The 14,354-nt window shown below is 44.9% G+C and carries 10 protein-coding genes; 4 read left to right on the top strand and 6 right to left on the bottom strand.

Annotation, left to right across the window (positions count from 1 at the left end):
* The 4 genes from C7460_RS14225 to C7460_RS14210 all read right to left on the bottom strand — a co-directional run bounded on the left by C7460_RS14225 (window position 1) and on the right by C7460_RS14210 (window position 5,494).
* A complete protein-coding gene (locus C7460_RS14225) occupies window positions 1–1,929 on the bottom strand; it encodes a RecQ family ATP-dependent DNA helicase (protein ID WP_115868786.1) in 1,929 nt (642 codons plus the stop codon).
* 11 nt (window positions 1,930–1,940) lie between these two features.
* Window positions 1,941–4,049, bottom strand: a complete 2,109-nt coding sequence (locus C7460_RS14220) for a ComEC/Rec2 family competence protein (RefSeq protein WP_115868785.1) — start codon at window positions 4,047–4,049, stop codon at window positions 1,941–1,943.
* A 69-nt stretch (window positions 4,050–4,118) separates the two neighbouring features.
* Complete coding sequence (locus tag C7460_RS14215) at window positions 4,119–4,550, bottom strand: GNAT family N-acetyltransferase (protein ID WP_115868784.1); 432 nt, start codon at window positions 4,548–4,550, stop codon at window positions 4,119–4,121.
* On the bottom strand, window positions 4,547–5,494 hold the full coding sequence (locus C7460_RS14210; protein ID WP_115868783.1) for a PhoH family protein: 948 nt from the start codon (window positions 5,492–5,494) through the stop codon (window positions 4,547–4,549). The genes C7460_RS14215 and C7460_RS14210 overlap by 4 nt, the downstream gene beginning before the upstream one ends.
* Before the next feature lie 89 nt (window positions 5,495–5,583).
* Here C7460_RS14210 and C7460_RS14205 point away from each other — a divergent pair, with 89 nt between their 5' ends.
* Complete coding sequence (locus C7460_RS14205) at window positions 5,584–6,366, top strand: SAM hydrolase/SAM-dependent halogenase family protein (protein WP_115868782.1); 783 nt, start codon at window positions 5,584–5,586, stop codon at window positions 6,364–6,366.
* A complete protein-coding gene (locus tag C7460_RS14200; RefSeq protein WP_115868781.1) occupies window positions 6,363–6,674 on the top strand; it encodes a putative quinol monooxygenase in 312 nt (103 codons plus the stop codon). The genes C7460_RS14205 and C7460_RS14200 overlap by 4 nt, the downstream gene beginning before the upstream one ends.
* 227 nt (window positions 6,675–6,901) lie before the next feature.
* Here C7460_RS14200 and C7460_RS14195 read toward each other — a convergent pair whose 3' ends face one another.
* On the bottom strand, window positions 6,902–9,772 hold the full coding sequence (locus tag C7460_RS14195; protein ID WP_115868780.1) for a T9SS type A sorting domain-containing protein: 2,871 nt from the start codon (window positions 9,770–9,772) through the stop codon (window positions 6,902–6,904).
* A 109-nt stretch (window positions 9,773–9,881) separates the two neighbouring features.
* Complete coding sequence (locus tag C7460_RS14190) at window positions 9,882–10,364, bottom strand: hypothetical protein (RefSeq protein ID WP_147302960.1); 483 nt, start codon at window positions 10,362–10,364, stop codon at window positions 9,882–9,884.
* A 127-nt stretch (window positions 10,365–10,491) separates the two neighbouring features.
* On the opposite strand from C7460_RS14190, the gene C7460_RS14185 reads away from it, so the two are divergent.
* Window positions 10,492–13,416 (top strand): ATP-binding protein, encoded by a 2,925-nt coding sequence (locus C7460_RS14185; protein ID WP_115868778.1) that lies wholly within the window; start codon window positions 10,492–10,494, stop codon window positions 13,414–13,416.
* Window positions 13,416–14,315: a mechanosensitive ion channel family protein gene (locus tag C7460_RS14180; RefSeq protein WP_115868777.1), complete on the top strand. Its 900-nt coding sequence runs from the start codon at window positions 13,416–13,418 to the stop codon at window positions 14,313–14,315. Before C7460_RS14185 ends, C7460_RS14180 begins: the two co-directional genes overlap by 1 nt.
* The last annotated feature ends 39 nt before the right edge of the window (window positions 14,316–14,354 follow it).

The raw sequence follows: 14,354 nt of genomic DNA, 5'->3' as shown, positions 1-14,354 counted from the left end.
CTACTCATCCCCTTTAGTCATCGATGCCTCCACGGACTTATTGGCTACAAATCGCTCATCGGTAGTAATCAGCACTTCTTTTCGGTCCAATAGTAACCTTAAAGCCATCACCAGCTCCTCCATATGGATCTGGTCAAAATGGTTGATGATCTCATCTTCTGATTTGGGCTCACCTTTCAAAAACTCCAATACTGGCTGAAATGGCATGGCTTGTTGCTTCTTGTGACGCGACAGGCACACATCACATACTCCACAGTCCAGATAACTCACCTCATCAAAATACATCTGAATCACCCTACTGCGGCACTTGGTGTTTTGTGTTACGTATTCTTTTACGGCATTCATTTTATCCAATGCTACCTTGCGCCTCCAGGCAATCTGATCCTGATCCAAGGGCAAGTTTGCAGCGTCGTACCTGGGTGTCAAAAACGTAATACGTGGCTGATCACTGCTCTTTTGATATACAATGACCTCAGCCTGATGTAAAAATTCCAACTGCTTAATGGCCCGATCTACGGATTCCTGCAGCAGTTTGGCGATATCCTGCTCTTTGATGGTCGTAAAAGCAGTGAATGACTCTCCACCATACAACCTTAGCAAGGTCTTAATTACCGGATCAAGGTTTCTGTTTGCCACCTGAAACTTATAGAGCTCTTTTTGGTCTAGCTGAAAAATAAACCTGGATTGTTCTTTGAAGGATTCATTGAGCTCAATCAATCCTGCATCACTAAGTTTATTTAATGCGTGGTATGTCTCCACAGATGGCAGCTCAAAGTTTTGTGTAAATGCAGGAAAATCGAATTCAAAACTCGAATAGGCGTTGCTGCCTACGGCCAGTTTGTAATAATTGGCTAGTGCCTGATACACTTTACGAATAAACGCCACGGAAACCGCGGATTGCTCCGTTCTACGCTGCAAATTCTCCAGGTCCACAGCTGCAAAGAGCTGTATTGCAAACGCCTTTTGTTCATCTCTCCCAGCCCTACCGGCCTCCTGATAATAAGCTTCCAAAGTGTCTGGCAGGTCGTAATGGATGACCGTCCGCACATCTGGCTTATCGATCCCCATACCAAAAGCATTGGTGGACACCATGACTCGAGTATCTCCCGACACCCAGTGATCTTGCTTGGCGGCACGTACAGAGCCGGCTAAACCAGCATGGTAAAAATCGGCCTGAATTCCCTGTGACCGTAAAAAGGCGGCAATTTCCTTGGTTTGCTTCCTACTCCTGACATACACCACACTGCTACCTGGCACTCGTTGGAGTATTTCAAGCATTTTGGCCTCTTTATGCTCCAGCTCAAATACCGAATAGCTAAGGTTTGCGCGTGCAAAACTCTTTTCGAATACCCTCGCCTCTGGCATTCCTAGCTTATCAAGTATATCTTTTTTGACTTCCCGAGTAGCTGAAGCTGTGAGAGCAATGACTCGCTCTACACCCATATTTTCAATGAAATCTGCGATTTCCAGATAGGGTGGCCTAAAGTCATATCCCCACTGAGAAATACAGTGTGCCTCATCCACTGCCAACATGGAGATAGTCATCTGTCGGGCACGCTCCAAAAACAGCTCTGTTTTCATGCGCTCAGGAGAGACATAGATAAATTTCAAATCACCATAGATACAATTGTCAAGGGTGATATCAATCTCTTTTCTACTCATTCCTGAATAGATCGCTGCAGCCTTAATCCCTCGTTTTTTCAGCTGTTCTACCTGATCTTTCATCAGCGCAATTAGCGGCGACACCACTATACAGATTCCTTCCAGGCACAACGCAGGTACTTGAAAACAAATGGACTTACCACCTCCGGTAGGCAGCAGCGCCAATACCGTCTGGCGATCCAAAACGGCTCCTATAATCTCGCTTTGCAGTGGGCGAAAGTCTTCATACCCCCAGAATTTCTTTAGTACATCTATCGGCTTACTCACGAAGTATCAAGTTAAAAAAACGAAAGAAATTTCCTACTCTCATTAAGCTCTTCAGGGCCAAAAATCAGCTCATAACTACCATCGTACGTCAGGCTATGAACATTTGTTTTATGAGCTTTAGCTTTCCTCACCTGATAGTATCTATGTCCAGCCCCGAGCAACTGCAGACCTGTCGTTTCTAAGCTATCCAGCCAAACAGTGTGATCAGGAAAAAACACCACATCGGCATGCACAGGGTGTTTCTGAGCAAAGTCTGAAAGGTCCTGTTTGATGAGGGCTACACGTTTTCCGTGCCATTCTATCAGATCAAAAAAGGCGTGTCGCTCTACAAACTCACTATCTTCGATGAGCTGTACATTTTCCTGCATTTTGGGCAATCCTAGCGCCAGTCTGTTTGGGTTAATTTGTGGGGGAAGTTCACTAAAATGCGCCATAGCTTCCCGATCCAATAACAACAGTGCTTCCGTCCCCGATATGAGATCGATAGCAATACCTTCTTCCAATTCATAAAACACAAGCTTGCGCTGGTTGACACGATCGATTTCCCTGAAAATCACATGGGTATTCCAAACCATAAAGCCCATAGCTGCTAAAACGAGGTATTTGTACCTGTAACTTCGAAAACCGATAATCAGACATATCAGTGAAAAATACACTACCCAAACCTCCCATGATTCCATATAGAGCCAGTCGAAAAGCGGAAACGGTAAATACCCAATACTCATCACGACCTCATTGATGACCCAAACAAAGTACTCGTACAATCCTCCCAGAAATGCACCCAATGGCAAATAAATAGCTGCACTAACAACCACCACCAACCCGCCAACCATCATCACAGTGGCAGCGGGAATAACGACCAGATTGGAGATCAGAAAATAAGTTGGGAATTGATGAAAGTATAGCAACGTGAGCGGAAAAGTAGCCAACTGTGCTGCCACAGACACACAGGTAATGGACCACACATAGTCCAGTACTTTACCTTGAATGTCCAACAACCGGTACAAGGGTCCGTGCAGCAGGACAATGCCCAGCACAGCAGCAAATGACAGCTGAAACCCCACAGCATATATGATTTTGGGATTGATTAGAATCAACAAAACAGCGGCCACACCCAGGGAATTGAAGATATTGGACCGTCGCTGTAAGCCATCACTTAGTATCACTACGCTAAACATGGTAGCCGCTCTCATCACAGATGGAGAAAATCCTGTAACCAGTGCATACAACCAAATAATCGTCAGAGATAGCAATACAAAAGCCACTGCTCCTACGAGCGTGTTTTTGAAGCGTTTAAAAGCCAGCGAAAGCAGCAGGTAAACAATACCCACATGGAGTCCTGAAACAGCGAGCACATGCATAGCCCCTGCTGAGGAATAGGCCTCTTTTAGTTCACTGTCCAGGTAATCTTTTACCCCCAGCAGTAACGCCACCACAATCGCCTGCTCGCGAGTTGACCTTATACACTCAAACAGCAATTCGCGAGCTTTTACACGAATGTGAAGTGCCATGGCCAACAGGCTGTTGGGCGGTGCATGACCAAGAACTTTCACATCTTCAGAGCTCACAAACGCATGTGCGTATATGTTTTGCAAAGAAAGGTACTGCCGATAGTCAAATTCATAGGGGTTCTTTGGCGTAGCGACCTCAAAAAAGCCTTTTCTTACTACGAGCACATCTCCATAGGTATAGGTAGGTGCATTCGATTTTTTCACATAGAGATACACCTCACCAGTAGTCTCATACACACCTGAGTCTACACGAAGATGGCTTACTTCTACTTCATACCTATAGTAGTCTTTTCGCTCTACCAGGTCTGATGTAACACGTCCGGTAAATGCTTCTACTCGATCAAAATGTGTGTAATGGTTATGTCCATGCCGATGGTCACTCCAATAGTTTAGTTGGGTCCCGAGAACTACCAACAGCAGCATACACCAGGAGCCTCGCCAGTTTGCTGGTAAAATGTAGTATACCAAAGCCCCTAGCGTCACGAATGCGAGATGGTAATGCCATGAAACACTACTCCAGTCTGTAGGCACAAAATAATCCGCAAGTAAAACACCTGCTATCAGGCACATAGCAATCCTGACAAACGGAAAGGCGGTCCATTTATACATAACTAGTTCTTCGGTATGAATATCCGAAGAACCGGCTTAACATGCAACGGGAAAATTGTTTTTTTAAGTCTAACTGTGCTTAAACATATGGTAGTGCATGATGTTGCATTCTTCAAACTGCTCTCCTTGAGTTTGAAAATCAAACTTCTCATATAGAGCCACAGCCGGTAGCTGTGCATGCAAATAAAGGTAATGGCCACTGCCTTTTTGATCTTTGATATCATCTAGCACCGATTGTACCAAAAGACCTCCAATTCCTTTGCCGCGCTCTGTGCGCTTTACGGCAAAGCGCTCCAATTTGATTCCTTTATCAGTCACTCGCCAGCGTGCAGCGCCTATTGGCCGACCCGCATCATCTAGTGCTACAAAGTGCCGTGAAACCTCCTCAAATTCATCAAATTCTTCATCACGATCCACCCGCTGCTCTATCACAAACACTTCCTGGCGGATTTCGAAGGCCTTTTGCTGCAAGTCCTCCGTATTGGCGAGCACTACCTTCATGACTTCTCCTGACTTTTGTTATAAGCTCTCACTATGTCTTTTACCAACTTGTGACGTACTACATCTTTTTCATCCAGCTCCACAAACCCTATTCCATTGATGCCTTTGAGTACATTCAGGGCATCCATCAAGCCTGACTTTTGATTGCGTGGCAAATCCACCTGAGAACGATCACCCGTAATGATCACCTTAGAGTCAGGCCCCATCCGAGTCAAAAACATTTTGATTTGCATGGGTGTGGTATTTTGAGCTTCATCTAGCAGCACATAAGCGTTGTTGAGCGTACGCCCCCTCATATAAGCCAAAGGAGCAATCTCTATCACACCATTTTCCCGATAGTATCGAAGTTTTTCGGAGGGAATCATGTCATTAAGTGCATCGTATATCGGACGCAGGTAGGGATCTATTTTTTCTTTTAAATCACCAGGTAAAAACCCAAGATTTTCTCCCGCCTCTACTGCAGGCCTGGTAATGATGATTTTCTTTACTTCCTTATTTTTGAGTGCACGCACTGCCAGCGCTACCGATATGTACGTCTTACCCGTACCCGCCGGACCTATCGCAAATACGAGATCGTTGGCATCTACGGCTTTCACCAGTGCCTTTTGATTGGTGGTTTTGGGAGTGATTTTAAATCCCCTGGTACCAAACACCAACACATCATTAGCACCTACATGTGCCTGAGCATGCTGCTCCTCATTGATATAGGATACCACGTTTTCATGTGTCACCTTCCCAAAACGGTTGTAGTGACTCAACAGCGAATTGAGGATGTCGTTGATTTTTAGGATTTGTGGGGCAGTCCCCTGAATGCGTATCTCGTTTCCTCTTGAGATAATTTTGCTCTCCGGAAATGCAGAAGCAATTTCTTTTATATTCTGATTTTGGATTCCTAAAAAATCCACCAGGGAGATATTTTCGAGCGTTATGACCTTTTCTAGCAAATGAACGGGTGATTTATACTGGTTTAATTTTTGTTGCTTTTAGAATTTATATTTTTGCTTCAAATTAAAAAAATATTTCCGTTGCTTGTATGGCTCTAGTCACATTTATGTCGGATTTCGGTACGGAGGATCACTACGTAGCAGCGGTAAAGGCGGCCATTCTCCGCTCCAACCCAAGTATTACGGTAGTAGATATCAGTCACCACATTTCCCAATCTGATATAGGGCATGCTTCTTACGTACTCAAAAGTGTATACCGGGACTTTCCTGCCGGCACTGTACACCTCATTGGTGTGGATCTTGCGAGCAAAGAGCCCTCACGCTATCTCGCCGTAAAACTGGAAGAACATTACTTTGTAGGTGCCGACAGTGGCATGTTTAGTCTGCTCAGTACCCAACGCCCTACAGCCATTGTAGATATAAACAGCCTCAACCCTGTAGAGAGTTCCTTTGCGGCTAAGGACATTCTAGGACCAGCTGCTGCTGCCCTGGCTAGTGGTAAAAACATTCATGAAATGGGACCAGCAGTGGATGGAGTGCAGGTGCTTTATGCCCGACAGCTCAAAGCCTCCAAACGAGAAATTGCAGGCAATGTGGTACGGGTGGATCACTATGGCAACCTCATCACCAACATTGATCAGGGTGAATTTGAAACGATCAATAAGATCAACGGGAATAAGCCATTTGAAATTTGTTTTGGGCGAGAGCGTGTGCGAAAGCTCAATAAGCTTTACCATGAAGTAGAATCTGGTGAAGTATTTGTGCTTTACAACAGCAATCGTGTACTTCAGATAGGCATACACAATGGCAACGCCTCTGAACTATTGGGATTAAACCTGGACGCTCCGGTTTCCATCAATTTTGAATTATGATAACACGTATCGTAAGAATGTCCTTTGCTCCCGAGCACACCGCCACCTTTGAAGCAGTATTCTCTGAGAGTAAATCCAGGATCCGAGCTTCAGCCGGGTGTGAGTATCTTTCGCTCCACCGCGACCACCACCACAGCAACGTCTACTACACCGTGAGTAAGTGGAAATCTCAGGCAGATCTGGACCGCTACCGCAACTCACAGCTATTTGCAAATACCTGGGCCAAAACCAAACCACTGTTTAACGACAAGCCACAGGCACATTCGCTAGAAATGATCACGGAAGTTTCTACCCCAGCCAACGACTAAAAACGTTTATTGAACGAGTAAAAAGACCTCATCACGTGTAGCAACATAGTTTTACGCTCGAATGATGACCAATGGTCTAATTCATAGCTGGTTGTGGTCCCTCGTCGCGTACGAGGGACTCTTTTTCACCGTCATTATACAACCACACACCCTCGTTTGATCACGAGCAAAAAAGGCCCGGGTATCCCCAGGCCTTCTTCTTTTCCCACGATTCTTTGTAAAATCCGCTACTTCAGCAGCTTCTGTGTAAAGCTTCCTTGGGGTGTTTCTATCTTCACGATATAGAGTCCCTTTGGTAAGTTGGACACGTCGATTACTTCTTCACGAACATCTGTGAGCTGATAACTCCCAGTGCTTTTACCCTGAAGATCTATGATGGACACATGAGCGGATATTCCATGCGCTTCTGGAAGTGTGATGCGCATAAAAGATGCGGCGGGATTGGGATAGATGGAGGCATCCACAGTGCTAGCCGTTAATACCGGATCTGGCTCCTCCACTACTGGTTCAGGATCTACTCCTATCCTTGCCAAAAAGGTATTACTACTTGTGGAATGAGCTGTTGCATCAGTAGTAGCAATAGAGCCATTAAAAATTCCACTTACGTACAGGTTATCAGGGGAAATCACTCCAATTCCATTAGTCATACTCGCTTGACCAACCACTGATTTAACCCAATCCAAATCACCGCTGGCGGTATACTTAGCAAAGTAGAGATCGTATGACCGGTCACTGTAGAGTTTCACCCCACCACCAAAATCAATGGAATCCCGATAGGAAGCTGCTACATAAACACCTCCTGCTGTATCTAATGCTATTTCACCGTAATTAAACCCAAACAACCCCTGCTCCTGAATGCCTTTGATCCAAACAAGCTCACCTGAGTCATCGAATTTACCAACCGCTTTACTGTAGCTGGCGTTTTCTGATTCCACATCGAGTACAACATCTCCAAATTTCGCTTCCTTCCCATGCCAAATGGACAAGTGACTATTTCCGTCTAGGTCCACAGCAATACTCATAGGCCAGGTAGACTGACGTGCCGGACCTCCTCCATACACTTTTACCCAGTCTAGTGCTCCAGTTGGTAAAAATTTTGCAAGCAAAACATCACCATCTTCTTCACTCAGATTTAAAGTAGAGTCCGAACCGATCACGATATTTCGTGATTGAAATTCCCCAGCGAAGTAAATATCATTGGAGCCAGCAGGGTGACTATGAAAAGCCAAATATTCCGTGCCATTTCCTTCAAAAAATTTCAACCACTTTTGTTCACCCGTATCACTTAGCTTTATGATCAGTGCATCTGAATTGAAAGGAGTATAAGTCACTCCATTTATTACTGTTTCTCTATTTAACGTACCTGAAACCACCATGTCTCCAGAGGTATCTAACGTCACAGCAGCTATATCAAAATTATCATAGGCTTTGAGCCTTTTTATCTGACCATTAATGCCACATACACCTACCAATGAACCATCTGCTGATCGTTCAGTGATCTCGCCATAACTGAAGCCTTTATCATAACCTACAACAAAAGCTACTTCCCCACTTTCGTGAAGGTAGAGCTGAGAGGCACCTACAGAACTAGAGCTCGCATCTGGGATAAAATGAGACCATACGATATCCTGGTTTTCATCCAACTTGGCAATAAACCCACCTCTACCATTGAAGTCCTCGTCGTAAAATGCGCCTACACCCGAATTGAATCCCAAAACATATACATGCCCATCAGCATCTACTTCCACGCCTCGTATTTGCATTGTCCCAGCAGAGGAGCTAGTTTCAATCATCCAGCTTTCATTTAGTTCTTTATCCAGTTTTCGGATTTGAGAATTCATAAAAGCACTCGCTACTAAATAATTTGACCCTGAACTTACAAACAGATCGTAAGCATGCCCCATACCAGTGTTAGATATAGATGCTCCCTGAGCATCTAGTCGCTGTAAATAAGTTTCTCCATAGCCTTCGTATGCTATGATCGATTCGTCACCTTCGGTACTGGCATAAAGAATTGACGACCTGTCAAAAGGAGAAGTAAAAATCAGATTTTCTCCACCATTGGCATCAAACCTCACCACTCCATATCTATACGCCCATGATGAGGAAGAGACCAAGTTGCCCCAGGTGATGTTGTCGTAGAAATTAAATGCCAAAAACAAGTCTCCACTTTCGTCGATCCACAAATCCTCTGTAAAGCTGGTGCCTTCCTCTACAGAATGCTCTGCGGACACTACCCATTTGTGATGGCCATCCACTTCCAATCCTTGTATAAAGGCTACAGGTTCATAAATTTTACCATTTACCGTAGTATCACCTATTTGCATCTGCTCTCCTGTAAAGCTACCTGATACAAAAACAGAGGTATCTGTGGCCACAACTGACTCTACGCTATATGCCAATTCCTGGCTCCAGATTTTTTCACCCGCTAGATTCGTTTTGATCAATAAGTCATTCGCGGCAATATAGAGGTGATCACCAACCAAACAGGCATCATTAAAAACAGAAGCCAGGTATTCATAGCCCAAAGCCTTTAAGGACTCAAAATTACCATCCTGGCTAACTTTGGCTAAGAACATGTCACGATTTCCTTGCTTGGTGGCCGAAAGACTTCCAAAGCTAATGGTACCAGTATTGAGCTCTCCTACCAAATAAACATTCCCTGCTGCATCCAGTAGCATTTCATGTTTGGCATAATAATCTTTATCACCATTCGCATATAGCGCATCCTTGAGCCATACAATGGACCCGGTGCTACTCAGCTTAACCAGGTAAGTGCCATAACCGGAAGTAGTGATGGTCTGATCACCAAAGGTGATTTCACCGAAGTAGCTACCAAAGGCATAGACATTTCCGTCTTTGTCTCTGGCAATACTACTGACATCATTGCCTGCAGTGCCTCCAAAAACATCGAATGAGGTCCAATCTGGAGCATCTCCGAGGTTCTGTGGTTCTGGTTCCGCTATGCGACCCCTAGGGTTGACATGATGTTGAATTTCAAAGTTAGGAAATGGTTTCGGTTGATTTGTTTGCTGGCCAAAGGTGTGGTTTAGCACCAATATACACACCAGCAGTGTTGACGTAAACATTTTAGTCATAGTGAACTAGTAGTAGGTTAAAATGAAAATAAATATTAGAATTATTCAATATTAAATAACACCGATTAGTTACCCAAAAGGTATATGCAAAAAATAAGAAAAGAGTGAATTAGTGCCCGGTACAAACAGCTACTCCATCGAAGAGGTAATCTTCGTTTTGGCCTACATTGCCAAAGGCGAGCACCATGTGCTTGAAGTAGCCGTCATTCATGTGGATTTTGATGCTACCGTCCATATCCAGAAAGGAATCATAGGTAAGTAGGCTACCGTCCGGAAGCGATTGTTGGTCCAGTACTGTAAGGCTTTCCCCGGTAGCTCCATCCACGGGCTCAAGTCTAAATGCAAGCTCTCCTACTTCACTGATGTCTCCAAAGTGTAAATGTGCCGGATGTACGTACCCCTCAGATGTATTTTCCAACTGGATGTGAAACTGTAATTTTCCTGGAGCCAGCTCCGTGACAACTATCTCACCTTTTACCGGGTTGTAATTGGCTCTGTGAAGCAAATAGGATGAGCTTCGAGTATTGTCTTCTTCTGGGGCGCAGCTGACTACCATACTGCACACAAATACTACAAGGAGTAATCGTTTCATTTTTCGGGTTGCGCTTTTTATGGTTGCACTAAGATAACAACGTAAAAACGGAAATCATTTATATTCATAGATAAAACTATTGCAGGGATTCTGCGTATTTTGACTGCCTCGTAAGGCTAACTTAACTATGTACGACATTTTTTCCGACTTAAAACCCGACATCAAACAACTGATATCAGGCCCTTTATATCAGGCATTCGAGCGAGAAATCCACCGTGAACGTGAATTGCTCGCCTCTCTTGCTTCATCGCTTCGGGCTAACCTGGAAGCTACCAGTGATAACACCCAGGCGCTTTCTCATCAAAAAGCCACGAGCCTGGAATTACTCAATGATGCGGAAGAAATTACCACCTCAAGCGAGTTTGCAGATTTCGCACCAGAATTTACTGATGCACTCGGCAATCGTATCTACAACCTACCCGTCAGCCTAAAAGTAGAGCAAGCTGCCGATCGATTTAAAGGTCTTTCGGACGATCCGCCCTCCACACGCTTGCTCAAACTCACGAAGAGGATTTCGTTCAAAATCACCGATACTCCAAGGCGGGCAGCCAATGTATTCCGTAGACAAAAGCATCCAAGGCGATACTGGTCACACTGCGTCCCCCTACGAAGGATCTCCAAACTGTACTTTGAGCGCGAACTCACCCTCAATCTGATAGGGATCAGAACCACCTATCTGCCAACTCTTTCACAAGCTTACCAACTTTTGATGGAATGTTCGATCACTTCCAGTCCGGTTCCGGACGGCTTTCTCGGAACACTCGATGACCGGCTCCATCAAAACCAAAAAGAACTAAAAGAGGCTCTGGAGGCTTTGTTTGAGGACTTGTGGCGTGCTTTTCTGGAAGCCTGCGAAAAGGCCGATACCTGGGAACAAAAAGGAAGCCCCTACGAAGAGGGAATCATCGAAAAAAGACTCCAAAGCACCCTCCAACAATGGGAAACACAAGACCGACACTGGAGCAATACTTTTGATGTGTTGTTTGAGGAGTGGCGCTCTGATATGGAAGTGGAAACGCTTGTGGCATTTGCAGAGCGTGACCTGGAAACTTTTGACAGCAGTCTAAAAAAACAGCTGGATGATAGTGTATTTGTTCAACTACATGCAGTATCGGACTTTATCAACAGCACCCGAAAAGAGGTAAAACCAGAAGATGAAGAGCTACTCTCAAAGCTCAAGAAAATCAACTATCAGGCACAAAAGCAATTGGATGAGCAGCTGATGCCCAAACTAATGGAGTTGCTTACTGGCAAAAGCATGCTCAATTCACTCGCAAGGTTGCAAAATGACCTTACCAAGGCACTTGATCGGATGATCACGGAAAGAAAAATTGCAAAAAATGCGATTGACTACCTGTCACCACTCCCCGATTCGGAGATAGCTACTATTTCCTTGCATGAGCTGATTGCTTTCGAAATATTACCCACGCTCAACACCAAACTGGAGCATGTCCGGTCCTTTACGCTGGACAAGCTCAACAGCTACATCACGCTCACTGGCGACCTCAATCACATCATTAGCTTTGGCATTTCATCTGCCATCAAGCACGCCGAGGAAGACCCCAAGGACCTCAGCGGGACCTATGAAATAGTAACTGAAAGTTTGGACAGATGCCAGCAGCGCATCGAGGAAGTACAAAGTGGGCTCAACGAGCTCCGCAATGAAGTGAGCACACAAATAGGTGAAGCCGTAAAAACCTATGCTGAGGCCATTCAAAACCTAACCAACAATGAGAATGTACGCACCATGCGGATGCGCATTCTAAAAGCCAAAGCTGTACAGCAAACCAAAGCCTATCGCCAGCAACTTGTGGAAGGTGCAAGGCAGCGAATGGTACAAGCTAAAAGTGTGCTCACACGTTCTTATCAAAACACCATCGACTGGCTGGGGCATACCCGTGAGCGTTTTTTGATTACTGCAAAGAAAGAGACCCCATCGAGGGAAATATCAGACTTCTTATCAGAATCACAAGAAATCATCAATGCACTTCCGGTAATCTATCGAAACCTCTACCGGATAGAGCCTGTGGCAGACATGGAACTATTTGTGGGTAGGCAGCAAGAGTATGCCCAGCTCACCAAAGCATACGACGCCTGGAACGTAGGCCGCATGAGCTCAGCAGCCCTTACTGGTGAAAAATGGAGTGGACTGACGTCAATGGTAAATTTCACCAGTGCCAACTCGCCTTTTAACTACCCTGTGGCCCGGCTAAAATGCATGACCAGTATCAATGCCACTCAACAGTTGATCGAGTTTTTTCACACACTGATAGATGTGGATACAGATGATCTGGGTGAGATCGCTCAAGCCCTAAATGAAGGTACTCGACGTGTCATTATTATGGAAGACCTACAAAACCTCTATTTGCGTAGAATTGGAGGCTTCAACACACTGTCTGAATTACTGGCCTTAATTAGTAAAACCAGCAAAAACGTGTTTTGGGTGACTACCTGCACGATATACGCCTGGGAATACTTTACCAAAACCATTCACATTCAGGATGTATTTAGTTATCACATCCCATTGCAAAAACCGTCCGAAGAAGAGCTCAGTGCCATTGTAGAAAAACGCAACCGGATCAGTGGGTACAAAATTCACTTTGAAGCAGACAGCACTACGGCTTCCGCTAAAAAATTCACCAAACTCTCTGTAGTGGATCAGCAGGCATTTTTGAAAAAACGGTTTTTTGCCAGCCTGATTGACTTCTCAGAAAGCAACATCAGTATGGCACTGACTTTCTGGCTGTTGTCTACGAAGAAGATCGATAAAAATGAAATCATCATCAGTGAGTTCAAAAAACCTAACCTCAACTTTTTGCAACTGCTCTCACTGGATAAAATCATGGCACTTCACTTGCTGATCTTGCATGATGGCCTCACGCTAGAACAATTCGAGCTGGTGCACCGCAGCGGCAAGCAGCATGCGTTCTTTAAATTATCCATGATGCTTGAAGACGGCATTTTAATTCAAAAGAACGAACACTTCCTGGTCAATCCATTGGTGTATCGCAGCATCATCAGCTTATTAAAATCTAAAAACCTCATTCACTAATGTCTCGCATATTACGCCTTTCGTTTATTCTTTGGGGCTTTATCGGAGCCATCACTTCCTATGGGCAATCACCTGAAAATGAAGACCTGTCTGAACAAGGGCCAGACCTGTCTGAAATCTTTTCAGCACCAAAAGTGCTCTGGGCGCTGGCATTTCTTGCTGGTGGATACCTGAGTATTCGGATTGTCTCCAAAGCCATCCAACTACTGGCTGAGCGCACAACCCAATACCGGATTGCGCTAAAAGGCCTGGTGCCTGTCATCCGTATTCTGGGGTGGGTCACGATTATTTTCATCATTATAGCAGGGATTTTCCAACCGCCCATCTCTACTGTACTGGCGCTATCGGCCTCTGTAGGCGTAGCTGTTGGTTTTGCATCGCAAGACATCCTCAAAAACATCTTTGGGGGCATCATGATACTCTTTGACCGACCATTTCAGGTAGGGGACAAAATAGAAGTAGGAAGCCACTATGGAGAAGTCACCGAAATAGGTCTAAGATCGACGCGCATTATAACGCCTGATGACTCTTTGGTGTCTATCCCAAACAGTGTGATCATGAATGGATCTGTATCCAACTCCAATACCGGTGAAGCCAACTGCCAGGTGGTGGCAGAGATTTACCTCCCCATTACCATTGATACGGTGCGTGTACGTGAGCTGGCCACAGAAGCAGCCCTTGTTTCCAAACACATTTATCTCAACAAGCCCATTTCAGTCTTGTTTTTCAACCAGGTAATGGCAGGACGTTCGTTTTATAAAATGAGACTCAAAGCCTATGTGATGGACATTCGCAGTGAGTTTGCTTTTAAAAGTGAAATGACAGAACTGGTCATCTCAGCCCTACAGCAGGAAGGCATCCTCAAGGTAGATGAAGGCATCATGTCAGTAGACGAATGACCATTCTCATCCTGTCATGTCGCCACTCATACGATTTCC

This window comes from Marinoscillum furvescens DSM 4134 (assembly GCF_003386095.1).
GTDB lineage: Bacteria > Bacteroidota > Bacteroidia > Cytophagales > Cyclobacteriaceae > Marinoscillum > Marinoscillum furvescens.
The sequence above is the reverse complement of the archived record's forward strand: the minus strand, read 5'-3'. Positions and strand labels throughout refer to the sequence as shown.

Bases quoted from the DNA above. Each gene is read 5' to 3' on its own strand.
- C7460_RS14220 (WP_115868785.1), bottom strand. From the start codon at position 4,049: ATGTATAAATGGACCGCCTTTCCGTTTGTCAGGATTGCTATGTGCCTG.
- C7460_RS14215 (WP_115868784.1), bottom strand. From the start codon at position 4,550: ATGAAGGTAGTGCTCGCCAATACGGAGGACTTGCAGCAAAAGGCCTTC.
- C7460_RS14205 (WP_115868782.1), top strand. From the start codon at position 5,584: ATGGCTCTAGTCACATTTATGTCGGATTTCGGTACGGAGGATCACTAC.
- C7460_RS14200 (WP_115868781.1), top strand. From the start codon at position 6,363: ATGATAACACGTATCGTAAGAATGTCCTTTGCTCCCGAGCACACCGCC.
- C7460_RS14195 (WP_115868780.1), bottom strand. From the start codon at position 9,772: ATGACTAAAATGTTTACGTCAACACTGCTGGTGTGTATATTGGTGCTA.
- C7460_RS14190 (WP_147302960.1), bottom strand. From the start codon at position 10,364: ATGAAACGATTACTCCTTGTAGTATTTGTGTGCAGTATGGTAGTCAGC.
- C7460_RS14185 (WP_115868778.1), top strand. From the start codon at position 10,492: ATGTACGACATTTTTTCCGACTTAAAACCCGACATCAAACAACTGATA.
- C7460_RS14180 (WP_115868777.1), top strand. From the start codon at position 13,416: ATGTCTCGCATATTACGCCTTTCGTTTATTCTTTGGGGCTTTATCGGA.